At 74.3% G+C, this 14,110-nt stretch carries 6 protein-coding genes; 1 reads left to right on the top strand and 5 read right to left on the bottom strand.

Annotated elements, in window-relative coordinates:
• Positions 1 to 173 precede the first annotated feature (173 nt).
• Complete coding sequence (locus J8N05_RS43535) at positions 174 to 1,379, top strand: cysteine desulfurase-like protein (RefSeq protein WP_210893142.1); 1,206 nt, start codon at positions 174 to 176, stop codon at positions 1,377 to 1,379.
• Between the two features lie 28 nt (positions 1,380 to 1,407).
• Here the strand turns inward: J8N05_RS43535 and J8N05_RS43530 are convergent, their stop codons facing one another.
• The 5 genes from J8N05_RS43530 to J8N05_RS43510 all read right to left on the bottom strand — a co-directional run bounded on the left by J8N05_RS43530 (position 1,408) and on the right by J8N05_RS43510 (position 14,053).
• Positions 1,408 to 3,213, bottom strand: a complete 1,806-nt coding sequence (locus J8N05_RS43530; RefSeq protein ID WP_210893140.1) for a hypothetical protein — start codon at positions 3,211 to 3,213, stop codon at positions 1,408 to 1,410.
• On the bottom strand, positions 3,210 to 6,842 hold the full coding sequence (locus J8N05_RS43525) for a vWA domain-containing protein (protein ID WP_210893138.1): 3,633 nt from the start codon (positions 6,840 to 6,842) through the stop codon (positions 3,210 to 3,212). The genes J8N05_RS43530 and J8N05_RS43525 overlap by 4 nt, the downstream gene beginning before the upstream one ends.
• Positions 6,843 to 6,847: 5 nt before the next feature.
• Positions 6,848 to 8,017, bottom strand: coding sequence for an ATP-binding protein (locus tag J8N05_RS43520; RefSeq protein WP_210893136.1), 1,170 nt, complete (start codon positions 8,015 to 8,017; stop codon positions 6,848 to 6,850).
• Between the two features lie 70 nt (positions 8,018 to 8,087).
• Positions 8,088 to 13,202 (bottom strand): hypothetical protein, encoded by a 5,115-nt coding sequence (locus J8N05_RS43515; protein ID WP_210893134.1) that lies wholly within the window; start codon positions 13,200 to 13,202, stop codon positions 8,088 to 8,090.
• Positions 13,199 to 14,053, bottom strand: coding sequence for a DUF4132 domain-containing protein (locus tag J8N05_RS43510; protein WP_210893133.1), 855 nt, complete (start codon positions 14,051 to 14,053; stop codon positions 13,199 to 13,201). Before J8N05_RS43510 ends, J8N05_RS43515 begins: the two co-directional genes overlap by 4 nt.
• Positions 14,054 to 14,110 lie beyond the last annotated feature (57 nt).

The following is a 14,110-nucleotide window of genomic DNA, read 5'->3' as shown; positions in this document are numbered from 1 at the left end:
CGATTATCGATTGGTATCGATCGAAAATCAATCGATCTCCTGGATTCGGCTCCGGAGGGGCCCCTTGTGGCGGGCGGGGCGAACGATCACGATGCAAGGGCGGCCGGACCCGATGGGCAGGGCCGGCCCACAGCACAGCCGGTTGGCCCGGCACAGCACCGACAGGAGCATTCGTGACGTACGACATCACCGCCCTCCGCGCCGAGTTCCCGGCGCTGAGCGCAGGGATCGCCCACTTCGACGGCCCCGGCGGCACCCAGGTCCCGCAGCCCGTCATCCGGGCGATCGCCGACGCGATGGGGCAGCCGCTGTCGATCCGGGGCCGGATGACGCCGGGGGAGCGCAACGCCGAGGCCATCGTCACCAGGACCCGGCAGGCCCTGGCCGACCTTCTGGGAGCGCAGCCGGACGGGATCGTCTTCGGCCGCAGCGCCACCCAGCTCACCTACGAGTTCTCCCGCACCCTCGCCAAGGCGTGGTCGCCCGGCGACGAGGTGGTCGTCACCCGGCTCGACCACGACGCCAACATCCGCCCCTGGGTCCAGGCCGCCGAACAGGCCGGTGCCACCGTGCGCTGGGCCGACTTCGATCCCGCCACCGGGGAGCTGACCGCCGACGACATCCGCGCCGTCCTGTCCCCGCGGACCCGGCTGGTGGCCGTCACCGCCGCCTCCAACCTGATCGGCACCCGCCCTCCGATCGCGGAGATCTGCGGCCTGGCACACGAGGTGGGAGCGCTCACCTACGTCGACGGCGTCCACCACGCCGCCCACGGGCTGGTCGACCTGGAGGAGTTGGGCGCGGACTTTTTCGTCTGTTCCCCGTACAAGTTCTTCGGCCCCCACCACGGAGTGCTCGCGGCCCGGCCCGAGCTGCTGGAGACGCTTTCGCCCGACAAGCTCCTGCCCTCCACCGATGTGGTCCCCGAACGCTTCGAACTGGGCACCCTGCCCTACGAGTTCCTCGCGGGCACGGAGGCGGCCGTCGACTTCCTCGCCGGCCTGGACACGGGCGCCACCGGGACGCGGCGGCAGCGCCTCGCCTCGGCCTTCACGGCACTCGAAGCACACGAGCAGACCCTGCGGACACAACTCGACAAGGGGCTGGCCGCCCTCCCGGGAGTCCAGCTCCACTCCAGGGCGGCCGACCGCACGCCCACCGTGCTGCTCACCTTCGAGAGCCGGCCGGCGGCGGAGGCGTACAGCTTCCTCGCGGAGCGCGACGTCCACGCTCCGGCGGGGTCCTTCTACGCGATCGAGGCCTCCCGTCGACTCGGTCTCGGCGACACCGGCGGCCTCCGGATCGGCCTCGCCCCCTACAACAGCGCCGAGGACATCGAACGGCTCCTGACGGGCCTGGCCGAGTTCCTGACACGCTGAAGGGCCCGTCCCGGCCGCCCGGATCTCGTCAGGCGCCCCACGCCGCGGCGCACAGCGCCCGGTCCACCTCCTCGGTGTAGTGGGCCGCCGCGAGCCAGGCGCGGGCGAACCGGTCGAGGTCGGCGGGGACGAGACGGCCGAAGACGTCGCGGGACCGGTCGGCGGCAGCGGCGTGGAGTTCGCCGAGGAGGTCTCCGGCGCAGGCGAAGCCGTACCGGCTCAGACGCCTGCTGTCGGCGGCACTGTCACCGGGGAAGGCGAGCACGCGACGGCCCGCCGAGGCCGCCTGGTGGACACGGCGTCGCAGCACGTGCAGCGGCGCCTCGTCCAGGACGGCGGGCGGCGAACCGGCCGACACCGGCACCGGCACCGGCACCGTGGAGACCGTCGTGGGAGCGGGCAGGTCCGCCTGCTGGAGGCGGTCGAGGCCCAGGTCGACATGGGCCCCGGCGTCAGTGGGGTGGCCCGCGGCGACCAGCAGAGCCCGGGGCACGGGAGAGGCGTCGAGGTGGGCGACGACGCGCAAACGGGTGCCCGGAGCGGTCGCGAGGAGACGGAGGTTGTCGCGGTAGGGCAGCGCGGGGTGGTCGTGCGCGGCGGCCAGACGGAGCGTCAGGCCGTCGCAGTCGGCGAGCAGACAGTCGCCCGCCGCCTCGCGGACCGTCCCGGTGAGGGTCACGTCGAGGAACAGCAGCCCGTCCCCGCCGGTGCCGGTCAGGGCACGCGACACCTGTTCGGCGACCGGTACCTGCCACAGGCTGTCGAGAGGGGCCTCGCTCCAGGAGGCACCCGCCGCCCGCACGGCCCGCACGCCCGCACCCGCGCCGAGTCGGCCCGTCGGGGAGACGGTCGCGCCGGACACGGCGAGCCCGGCCCGCGACAGCTCCCGATGGGTGAGAGCCGTGTCCCCGACCCGCACCGCCCGGCCGGCCGCACCCACGGCCCGGCCGGAACCGCCCGGGGCGACATCGGAGACCGTGTACAGCCTGCCGTCGGCGTCGGCCGTCCAGGTGACCGCTCCCGCGTAACCGGTCGCCGTCAGGACGGGCTCGGAGAACAGTCCGTACAACCGCAGGGACCCGTCCGGGGCGTAGGGCTGTCGTGCGGTGCCGCGCAGATCGGCGAGTTCGGCATCGGTGGCGTCCGGAAGGCGATGGGCCGTCATGAGGACGTCACGGAGAGCCGCGGTGAGATCGGTGAGGCGGTACGCCGGGTCGGCGCTGCGGGCGGCCCGGAGCTGGGTGACCACGGAGACCGCCGAGGCGGCGACCCTGGGCAGCCCGCCGACCCGCGCGGTGTGCGCGGCACGCAGCAACTCCGCCTGAAGCACGGCCCCGGCCCCGTCCGTACCCGCTTCGAGCACGGCGGCCGTGGCGTCGTACATCGCCAGCGCGGCGAGGCGCTGCTCGGGGGTCGCGGTCTCGGACTCCGCCCCTGCTTCAGGGGCCGACGGGGGCGGAGACCCGGCGCCGGTGTCCGAGCCGGACCCAGAGCCCGGCTCCTGCTCTGGCCGCGCATCCGGTTCGGGCTCGGCCTCGTGCTCGGCCTCGGCGATCGGGGCGGCCGAGGCGGCGGCCGCGCGGTGCAGGCAGTCCGGTGCCAGCAGACAGCCGCAACGGATCGCGTCCGCGCTGGTCACGCTGCCGCCGGGGGCGTGCAGTTCGAGGCTGGTGTCGTCGTCGACGGCGATGCGCACGGTGTCGCCGTCGCGGACACGTGGGCGGTCCGCGAGCTTGGTGATGCCGGCGTCCAGCCGCTTGCGGAGGCGGGGGGTGAGCCCCTGGACGAGAGCGGCGGTCACGGACGGGGCGACCGGAGGCAGGTCGAGGCTCATGAGACTTTCTCCCCTACCCAGCGGGCGAGTTCGAGCGGGCTGAGGGCGGCGACGGGCATGCCCGCGGAGACGAGCTGTCCGGCGACGCCGGTCGAGTACCGGGGGCGGCCGGTGTCGTCGAGGCTCGCGCAGCCCAGGACATGGCAGCCCGCCCCGACGAGGTTGCGGACCTCGGCGAGCAGGCCCCCGATGGGATACCCCTCCTCGAAGTCGCTGACGACCACGACGAGGGTGCGGGACGGCACGGTGACGAGCTCGCGGGCATGGCGCAGCCCCGCGGCGATGTGGGTGCCGCCGCCCACACTGACCTCAAGCAGCAGCGACAGCGGATCGTCGACATGGCCGGTGAGGTCGATGACCTCCGTGGAGAAGGCCAGGAAGTGCGTCGACAGGGTCGGTACGCCCGCCAGGACCGACGCCGTGAGCGCGGCCCAGACCGTCGAGGCCTCCATGGACCCGGACACGTCGGTGACCAGGATCAGCCGCCAGTCCGCGGCGCGTTTGGCGCGCGAGCGGAACACGGGGTGCTCCGGAACGACCTGGACGGTCCCGTCCGGGGCGCGGCGTGCCGTCGCGAGGTTGGCGCGCAGGGTGCGGGACAGATCGAGTCCGCCGCCCGGCCGCCGGCTGGGGCGCGGCAGGGTCGTACCGTGCAGCGCGGGACGCAGCCGCGTGGCCAGTTCCCGGGTCAGCGCCTCGACCAGGCGGCGGACCAGGGGGCGCAGTGCGGCCAGTCGTGCCTCGGGCAGTCCTCCCGCGTGCCGGAGCACGGTACGCAGCAGGTCGACGGAGGGCCGCACGCTCGCCGGATCCAGTTCGGCGAGAACGTCCTTGCGGCCCGCCGCGGCGGCGGCCGCCAGCACCTCTTCCCGGATGCCCGGGCCGAACAGGGCGGCGAGTTCCTCGGACCACTCGCGCACACCCGGGTACGGAGCTTCACGGCCGCCGCGTGAGCCCGGTCCGTCCAGCCCGCCCCTGCTGCCCTCGCCGCGTCCGCTGCCGTACAGCTCGTCCAGCGCGGTCGCCAACGCCGAAGCCGAGGACGGCAGTTGATCCGTACGGCGGCCGAGCACGAGCCGCCACCGATCGGCGGCCCCGAGGACATGATCCTCAGGGGCTCCTTCATCGGCCTTGTGCGGTGCGGGGGCCTCCGCCGCCGGGGCGAGGCCGTCCGCGGGGGGTGGCAGCAGTCCGAGCGTGCGCAGGGCGGCGCGGGCCGCGAGGTCCGCGCGGGTCCAGGTGGCGAGCGCGACGGGGTCGACGCCTCCGGTGTCGCTCAGCCGTGTGGTGGCCAGACGCTCCTCGACGATGTCGAGCAGCCGGTCGCGGGCCGCGGGGCTGAGCGCGTCGAAGCCTCCCCGGAGCGCGGGCAGCCGATCGAGCAGGTCCCGGTCGGGCATCTCGGACACCCGGTTGAGCAGCGGCTCCAGCGCGGGCGCCGCCGCCTCCAGCAGCGGACCGGCGGCGGTCAGTACGCCGACGAGACGATCGGTGAGGGTGGCGCGGGCCTCGGGAGTGCCGGCCCCGTCGACCCAGGAGGCGATCCGGTCGCCGAGCGCGCGCGGATCCTCGTGTCCGAGGAGCACCCGTACGGCTCCGGCGGCGCCGCGCATCAGCGGGGAGCCGTCGGCGGCCAGCCGGGCGAGTGCGTCGGTGAGCCGTATGCCCCCCAACAGATCGGCTCGATGGGCGAGTTCGACCAGTGCGTGCGCGTCGGCCGGCTCCTCGGAGCCGGTGAGGCCGTCGACCTGCCGCACCGCCGCGGCGGTCAGCAACTCCGCCACGGCGACCACCGTGGCGGTACGTTCCTCGTCGGCGCCGAGACCCGCGACATGGCCCGTCCGCAGCCGGTCCAACAGGGCCAGGGCGCCGAGGAGTTCCGGGAGCGTGGCGGACCCGGGCAGTACGTCACGGACCTCGGCGAGACGTTCGTCGGTGAGGTCCGACAGGCCGCACTCCGCCGCCTGCCGAAGCCCCTGCAGGGTCTGTGCGGCCGTGGGCCCGCCCTCGTCCTGCTCGGCCCGCCGCCGTTCACGCAGCAGACCTTCGGAGGCCTGCGCGGGGGTGACTCCCCTGACACCGGCCGCGGTCAGCATGGCCGCGGTGGCGGGTGTCCAGCGCACCTCCCAGCGCGAGGTCAGGGCCTCCGTGCCGCCGGCGCCGACGGATTCCCTGGGCTCCCCGTACGGCACACCGCACACGGTCAGGCGGTGCAGCAGCAGTTCGCGGCGGCGGTCCAGGTCGGAGCGCAGCGGGTCCAGTCGCAGTTCCCGAGTGGCGTCGGCGCCGTGGCTGTCGGGCCCGGGCAGCCGCAGCTCCGCCAACTCGTCCTCCACCGCCGGAGCGAGTCCGCTGCGGGGCCCACCGGGGGCCGGGCGGCCACCGCGCTTTCCGACGAGCACCCGCTCCATCGCCCGCGCCACGGCCCGGCCGCGCCCGTACGGCTCACCCTGTGTGAGGACCGTCTGCACCGCCTCGACCAGTTCGCCACGGCCTGCCGCGGGGAGGCCGCGCAGCCGGGCGAGGTCTCCGGCGAGGCGGCTGATCTCCCGGGCCTCGGCGGGGCCCGACGGGTGGCCCATGGTGCGCAGTTCGGCACAGACCTGTACGGCGGCGCGTGTCAGGGACTCCTCCAGCACGACCGGATCGCCCGCCGCACGCAGCACGAGATGCTGCCACTCCGGGTCCCGGATCCCCGCCGGATAGCCGGACCGCTCGTCGAGAAGCGCGTAGGTGTAGGGGATGAGGGAGGTCGTCCAGGCTGCCGGAGCGGCGGTGGCGGTGCTTTTGAGGGAGGACGCCGGGCTCTCCGCGCCTGAGTCCGGCGACGCCGGTGATGTTCTCAAGGGCGCCGATGAGCCCGAGGACGCCGGTGCCGTCAACGCCGGGGCGTGGAAGGCACCGACGACCACGGCGGCCCGTTCGCCGTTCGCGGTGGCGGCGGCCAGCCGGGCGCGCATCCATTCCTCACGCCGAAGGTCCAGCTCGGGCACGCCGCCCGAGGCCGCCGCCTCCGCGCGCAGCGCCCAGCCCGTCAGGAGCGCGGCGCGCCGCAGCGCTTCGGGAGACGAGCCTGGGGCGGCGGCCTCGACGAGGCGGTCCCAGAGGTCGTCACCCGGACGGCCGGTCAGCCGCGCGCGCAGGGCGGTGCCGAGGCCCGCCGCGGCCTGGGTGGCCGGGGCAGGGTCCGGCGCCGAAGCAGGTGCGGGACCTCCGGTCGGCAACGGGCCCGCGGACCGGTCCGTCCCCTCACGGCCGGCGCTCCACGCGCGGTCGGCGAGTGGCAGGTCGCAGGTGAGGACCGGCACGTCTTGCCGTGCGGCCCAGCGCACGGCGGCCAGTTCGGGTGAGAAGTCGGCGAACGGATAGAAGGCCGGGCCCCGGCCGCCGCCCCCGTCACGGGGGGCGGCGGCGAGGGCGACCGGTGCCCGCGTCTCCTCATGGCTGAGCCAGGGCAGCCATTCCTGCATCTCGTCGGGGAGTTCGACGAGCAGCACGTCCGGCGCGGCCGCGTCCAGCAGCGCGGGCACGGCCGCGGCCAGCGAGGGCGCGTGATGCCGGACGCCGATGAGATAGGGAGCCGCCGGGTCGGTGAGAGCCGCGACGGCTTCCTCGGGGGTGAGGGGCACGGTGGTCAGTCCTCCAGGACGGTGCGCAGGTCCCACAGGGTGCGCCAGGTGGCGGAGCCCTGCTCGGCGCGGCGCCTGACGGGGCCGTCCCAGTAGCCGCGGAGCCGGGCCGCGTCGGCGGGGTCGTCCTTGCGGACCACGCCGAGCAGATGGCCCGGCAGCAGGCCGAGGACGTCGCGGTCGCCGGGGAAGTAGGCGGCGGCGAGTCCGAGGGCGCCCGCGACGGACACGGCTTCCGCGGTGCTCATCACCGTGGAGGGCCGCTCGACCTCCCAGCCCTCCGCGGACCGGCCCTCCCGCAGATCCCGGAAGGCCGTGACGAGGGCTTCCAGTACGGCGTCGTCGACCTTGAAGGGTGCCCCGGCGCGCTCGACCGAGGCACGGGCCTGACTGCGGACGAGCGCGGTCTCGGCGTCGAGGTCCGCGATGGGGCCGATGGTCTCGAAGTTGAAGCGGCGCTTGAGCGCGGCCGACATCTCGGAGACGCCCTTGTCGCGCAGGTTGGCGGTCGCGATGAGGGTGAAGCCGGGCGCCGCGTGGGCCAGGGCGTCCTCGCTGCCCGCCAGTTCGGGCACGGCGATGCGCCGCTCGGACAGCAACGACACCAGCGCGTCCTGCACTTCGGGCAGACAGCGGGTGACCTCCTCCACCCGGGCGACGGCGCCCCTGGTCATGGCGGTCAGGACGGGCGACGGCACCAGGGCCTGCCGGCTGGGGCCCTGGGCCAGCAACAGGGCGTAATTCCAGCCGTACTTGAGCTGGTCCTCCGTCGTGCCCGCGGTGCCCTGGACGACCAGGCCGCTGGTGCCGCAGACCGCGGCGGACAGCAGCTCGGACAGCATGGACTTGGCGGTGCCGGGCTCGCCGACGAGCAGCAGCCCGCGCTCACCGGCGAGGGTGACGACACACCGCTCGACCAGGGCACGGTCGCCGACGAACTTCCCCTCGACCACGAGGCGCCGCGGCACGCCTTCGGGCACCTGGGAGCCATTGGGAAGTTGCAGGGCCCGGCCGTCGCTGCCCATGACGAACGTGACGACGGCGCGGGGTGTGAGCCGCCACGCCGGCGGACGGGGCCCGTCGTCGTACGCGGCCAGGAAGGCCAGCTCGGTGGCGTGCCGGTCCTCGGGCGGGGTGATCTGGCGGCCCGGGGAGGGGGCCAGGGTGGTGGTCATCGGTGGTCCGTCCGGTCAAGTCGGTGGGGCAGCGGGATCATCGGGAGAGGGGGCGTCACCTGGTGGGCGGTCATCGGCGGCGGCCCTTCCGGGTGGCGCGGGTGGTGAGCTGCTCGTAGGCGGGCGCGTCCCCGTCCTGGACGCGTCGCCAGGCGCGGGCGAACAGCTCGGGCACCGGCAGGAGCGGCACGGCACGCGTGTTCGCGCGTATCGGGTACAGGCTCTCCTTCCAGGTCTCCACCGGCAGGGCGGGGGACTTGAGGTCGAGCCAGCCGCACGGCAGGAAGAGGGTGCGCCCGGCGCGCGGTCGCTTCGCCTCGACCACCAGGTCGGTGGCGGCCAGTTCGGCGCGGGCCTTCTTCAACCGGGCGGGCTTCCAGCCGGTCCAGCGGGCGCAGTTGCGGTCCGTCGGATCGGGCAGGGCCAGCAGCTGGAGGTAGAGCGTCGCCGCGTCCTCGCCCAGACCGTGTGCCGCGGCCACCTCGGCGACCAGTGCGGGAGCGCAGACGGTCGGGTCCTGGGCGTACCCGGCGGGGCCTTCGGGGTCCGTGCCGGCCCTCAGCGCGTGGGCCAGCTCGTCGTCGAGGATCGCACGCAGGGACTGGACACCGGCGTCGCGCTGCGGACCCACCAGGCCCGCGAGGAGCCCGATGACCGCGTCGTCCGGACCGGTCAGGGCGGCGGGGCGCAACAGGACCGTCTCCCGCTCGGCGTACCAGGGCCGGAGCGCGAGGGCCTCCCCGACGGTTGTCAGGCCGTACGCGTCGGCGCCCCCGGTGGCGGGAAGCCCGTACGCCTTGCGCAGTTCGACCGCCGTCGAGCCGCCCTTCTCCGTCCACATGACGTCGAGTGCGAGGAGCAGCTCGGGGTCGGTGAGGCGGTGCCGCAGGGCGGCGAGGCCCTCGGGCAGGGAGGCGCGCAGTGGGTGCCCGTACGGCAGGGCGTAGGCGAGTGAGGCCAGTGCCGCCACCGCGCGGGTCAGGTCGTGCGCCCCGGGCAGCGCGGCGGGGTCCGCCGCGACGAGGTCGCCGTCCTTGTCCGGGCGCTGCACAGTGGTCCGGCTCATCCAGGGGGTGAGCCCCGGATTGAGCACGGACTCGGCGAAACCGGCGGGCAGTCCGGCGAGATCGACCGCCAGGTCCTCGGGCAGCCGGACGACGGAACCGAGCCGCTCGGCCCACACCCGGCCCGCGGCCGCGGTGTCGGGACCGGTGGTCCACAGGTCCGCGGGGTCCTCGGGCAGCAGGGCGCTCAGCAGCGCGGACCGGTCCTCCCGGCCGAGCGACGACAGACGGCCGTTGCCCAGGTCCAGCTGCCGGGGCTTGAGTCCGATCGTCGCGAGGGCGTCGGCTCCGGGATCCTGCGGACGCCCGGCGAGCAGCACGGTGGCCTGGACGGGGCCCAGTCCGCCGCGGGTCGCGTCGGCGAACGCGGCGGGTGCCTCGGGCAGCCACGGGGCGGCGCCCTTGTCCCGGATCAGCCGGGTGACGGCGGCGAGCCCGTTCTCGGGGAACGCCGACACCACCGGGGTCTCCTTCTCCAGGGTGAAGTGGGCGACGGCGCCGAACGCGGCGGAGGGGTCGTGGTCGAGGGCGAGCCAACTGATGCGGCCGTGCTGGTTGTCGACGTTCTCGCAGCCGAGGACGACCACGGTCCGGCCCTTCCTGCGGAGCACCTGACCGACACGCTGGTGCTTGGTGTGCGGCTCGCTCAGTACGATCTCGCGCAACCCGCTCCCGGGTGTGGCGAGCGGCCCTTCGGTGATCGCTTCGAAGAGCAGGAGCAGTGCTTCCCGCACGGCCTCGCTCGCCACGGGCGTGGCGGCCCGGTAGGCCAAGGGCCGAAGCGCGGCGAGCAGGGACGTCCACGCGCTGCCCATGCCGGGGATCGTGTGTTCCTCGCTGCGCCATCCGTCACCGACGGCGCCCGTCCGGGCGAGTTCGGGCAGCGGTTTGCCCTCCGCGGGCCGTCCGGACAGGACATGGTTCACGGACCGGATCTGGCGCAGAGCGGTCCACTGGGATTCGCCGCCCCAGCCTCCCCACATGTCGGCGAGGCCGTCGACGGCCGTGCGCACGGACCGGTCGTCGCCGTGCACGGGGCTGTAGTCGGGGAACATGCCCTCGGTCCGCCGGCGGTCGGCCTGCGGACGCTCGACCGGCGGTTCCACGAACGTGCCGACCGATCCGACGACGCGGAGCGCCGCCTGGACCAGGGCGGACACACCGGTGAGCAGCCGCTCGTCGGTGAGACCGGGCAGGGCCTTGGACACGACGCCTCTGACGAAGGTGTCCGCGGACGCGACGGCGGGCTTGCCGTCGGCGGTCGTCCTGGCCGCGTCACCCGTGCCGCGCAGGGTGTCACCGGCCTTGTGGAGCTGGGCCCGCCGCTCTGCCAGGGCGCGGTCCGCGGCGGCCAGGATCTCGGCCGCCGTCCTGTCGGTGAGCGCCCGCAGCACGGCGGAGGCCTGCTCGTCACGGGGGCGCAGAGCGTGCCAGAAGGCGAGCGGCGGTACGAGCCGCGTACCGGCTGCGAACTCTCCGCCGCGCTGACCGGGTGTCACCCGGCCGAGTTCGCCGGAGTCGGAGGTGTCCTCGGCGGCGAACAGCGCGACCTGCTGGTGGAACTGTGCCGCGACGGGCTCGGCGCCGCCGGGCAGCCGCAGCGCGCCGAGGGGTAGGCCCCCGGACCGGCTGTCGGCCGACGGCCGGGTGACGGTCCGGCCGTCCGGCGTACCGGTGGTCGTCCGGGCCTCGGCTCCGGTGCCCTCGGAGCGCACCCAGCGGCCCAGGACCGTGCCGTCGGTGCCGAACGGGCTCTGTTCGAGGCCGGGTTGCAGCGGCAGGACCTGGCAGTGGTGCGGCAGGAGCGTGGTGTCCTCACGGATGCCCGACCGGAGGAAGGCGGGCAGGGACGCACGTCCGTGCGTTCCGGTGGTCGGGTCGTACTCCAGCCAGACCTGCTGCAGCCCCTGCCTGCCCTGACGCCAGCACGTCGTGCCGTCACCGATGACGGGCCGGTCGGCGGGCAGGACGGTGTCTCCGGCGTGCAGGGTGCGTCCGCCGGTGGCACGGCCGCCGCCGGACAGCGGGATGGAGGGGTCGGTGGTTTCACTGCCGTACCAGTACGGCAGTTGTTCGCCGCCGAGGGTGAACACCTCGGACGGCCGGGCGGACCAGTAGCCGAACTGCTTGTTGTCATGCCGCCACATCACGAGCAGTTCACCGTCGGTGAAGCGGAACCGCGGATACGTCCAGCGCTCCAGCTCGACGGGCATCCGCACCTCGTGGTCGAGGAGTATTCCGTCCGGGCCGACGACGACGGCTTTGTGGCCGCGGGAGAGGATCAGGGCGGGCCAGGCCTCCGTGAGGCGCAGCTGGTCGTCCTGGTGGCGGCCGGTCTCACTGTCCATGAGCCGCAGCGCCTCGTCGAGGGCGGGCCAGCCCAGCTCGTCGGGGATGCCGGCCCGCAGGGTGCGGCCGAGCAGCGGCGCGATCTCGTGCCCCGCGACGCGGGCGACCGCTCCCGGGCTCACCCGGGTGGCGACCGGACGGAAGGGGCGCAGGTGCTGGAGGGCCGCGCGGGCGCCGGGCAGGCCGGTCGACGCGCCGAACGTCTCGGCCGCGTCGTCCAGCCATTCGCGCAGCACGTCGTTCAGCACGGGGTGGTCGGCCAGGCTCTCCAGCAGCTTGGCGGAGAGCGAACGGTCGTTGCCGAGCGTCCCGATGGCCCGGTGCAGCAGTGGCCGGCAGCGTGCGTCCGCGGCGGTGGCGACCAGGTCGCGTCCGTCGGGCTGCTGTTCGCGGAGCCAGCGGTCGAGGGCCAGATGCACGTCCTTGTCCGCGGCGGGCATCGCGAGCGGGACGCCCTGCGCCACGCACAGGTCCAGCAGGTCGAGGTCGGCACCGGCGTACCAGCGGCCCGTGAAGAGGTCCACGGCCCGGCCGTCGGCGCGCAGCCGCGGCGCCATCCGTTCGACGAGCCGCAGGGTGAGCGGGGAGCGCCCGCTGACCGTGGCGCCGTGCTTGCGGTGGGCGGCCCAGCGGCTGAGCCAGTCCGCCGCGTCGATGCCGTCCGCCGTGCCGCCGCCACGAGTCGCGTCGACCGCGTCTTCCGCGTCTTCCGCGTCGACCACGTCGGCCTCGGCGCCCGCGGAGCGCACGCCGTTCTCGTCGTCCTCGCCGGTGAGCAGGCGGTCGGCGCCGCTCTCCATGAGCAGCGTGAGCCAGAACTCGTCGTTCTTGACGTCGCGTCCCAGGCCGGTCGGCATGATCTCCAGCAGCCGGGCCCGTACGGCCGGTCGCCGCTCGGTGAGGACGGCGAGGGTGGCCCGGTACGCCGTCCAGAAGGAGGCGGGCGCCCGCACCGCGGCGGGCGAGGCGACCAGGTCGGCCACGAAGGCGCATTCCTCGGTGACCCGGTCGAGCCCGGCGGCCTTGATCAGACCACGGGCGTCCTGCGGCAGAGACGCGTACGGCGGCATGCCGGCCGCGCAGCGCTCCACGCACAGCTGCCGGAACTGCGCCCACGCCGTGGCAGGGTCGAGCCGGTGGGCCAGAGCCTTCACATGCTCCTTGAGCGCCTTGACCGTGAGCGCGCCGGCGAAGGCGAACTCCAGGAACACGGCACGCTGCCGCTCCTCGTCGACGGTGAGCGCGTGCACCCGCTCGGCCTCGCGGGCCTTGCCGAAGAAGGTGGCCCCGTACGTCGTGTTCTCGTGCTGGAGGAAGACCCGCGCGGCCTGCTCGTAGAAGGTCGGCAGGAAGTGCGGCACGGCCCGGCCGAGCCGCTCGCCGAGTGCCTCGAAGCCCTCCTTGGCCGTGCCGGGGCGGGACTTGGCCTGGCGCGCGAGCCGTTCGACGTCCTTGACCAGCGCCAGTGCGTGGTGGCCGTTGGCAGGGTCGTTGACCAGCGCCCAGGCGGGGAAGCCCAGGGTCTCGCGGCGGACCTGGCCGACCTCGGGCGTCTCCGGGTCACGGGCCAGACCGAGGAACTCCAGCGCCAGGTCCTCGGCCTCGCCGAGAGTGCCCGGCACGAGACGGACGGCCACCCGGCCGTCCAGCGCGGGATGGCTGTACGTCCGCACGGTGAGGGTGTCGGCGTCGTCGCCGGTGTGGGTGCCCGGGGGCAGGACGGCGCCCGCTTCGAGCAGCGCGGCCGTGTCGATGTGCGCGTACGTGGTCATGCCGCCTGCTCCTCGTCCTCGATGTCCCGCCCGGCGAACAGGGTGGCCGCCATGCGCATGCCCTCCGACCAGGCGACGGGCCCCACCTGACCGAGCTTCAGCACCCGGCCCGCGCCGTCCGTCCACATCAGGGGGCCGGTCTCGGTCTGCTCGTAGGTGTCGTAGTCGCCGATCCAGACGCGGGCCTCGATGGCGCGGGAGTCCTCCCGCACGGAGCAGACCGCGTTGCCGCCGCGCACGCGGTATCCGTGCTGGGTGGTGCGGCCCTGCAGGAAGCGCAGTTGCTTGAACGCGCCGCCCGCGTACTCCTCCACGGTGGTGGCTTCGGCGTCGACGGCCGCGGGACGGTGCCACACCTCGCGGAAGAGCTGCTGGGCGCGCTGTTCCACACCGATCTCGACGGCGAACTCCCGCAGCTCCTCCAGGTCGTCCAGAAGGACGGGATGGGGGAGACGGACCAGTTCGGGAGTGATGCGCACGCTGTCTCCGTCGAGGTCGACCAGACCGAGACCGCGGTCGAGGTCGACGTCCCGCAGGAATCCGGCCACCTCGTCGTCCGGGCCGGTGACGACGAGATCGCGGAGCGCGCTCTGCCAGGCGGGATCCGGCCACACCCGCGCGATGACCGCGAAGGGCACCGGAAGCGAGCGCACCATCCAGTTCTCGACGTCGGTGAGGCACTGGCGCTCGTGCCGCTCCAGCCACTCGGCGAGCTGCCGCAGTCCCATGACCGCGGGATCCTCGGCGAGTTTGGGCGGTACTGACTTCAACTGCCGTCCCGCCGCGTTGCGGCACACCACCTTTCCGCCGTCGAGGCCGACCTCGTAATCGCCGGCCGTGACCCACCCCATATGTGCCTCCCCGCACTTCACTGATCAAGTGCGGAGAACTCTAGGTGAGACCACTGA

The sequence above is a fragment of the Streptomyces liliiviolaceus genome, from assembly GCF_018070025.1.
Lineage (GTDB): Bacteria > Actinomycetota > Actinomycetes > Streptomycetales > Streptomycetaceae > Streptomyces > Streptomyces liliiviolaceus.
This window is presented reverse-complemented; position numbering and strand designations above follow the sequence as displayed.

Bases quoted from the DNA above. Each gene is read 5' to 3' on its own strand.
- J8N05_RS43530 (WP_210893140.1), bottom strand. From the start codon at position 3,213: ATGAGCCTCGACCTGCCTCCGGTCGCCCCGTCCGTGACCGCCGCTCTC.
- J8N05_RS43510 (WP_210893133.1), bottom strand. From the start codon at position 14,053: ATGGGGTGGGTCACGGCCGGCGATTACGAGGTCGGCCTCGACGGCGGA.
- J8N05_RS43520 (WP_210893136.1), bottom strand. From the start codon at position 8,017: ATGACCACCACCCTGGCCCCCTCCCCGGGCCGCCAGATCACCCCGCCC.
- J8N05_RS43515 (WP_210893134.1), bottom strand. From the start codon at position 13,202: ATGACCACGTACGCGCACATCGACACGGCCGCGCTGCTCGAAGCGGGC.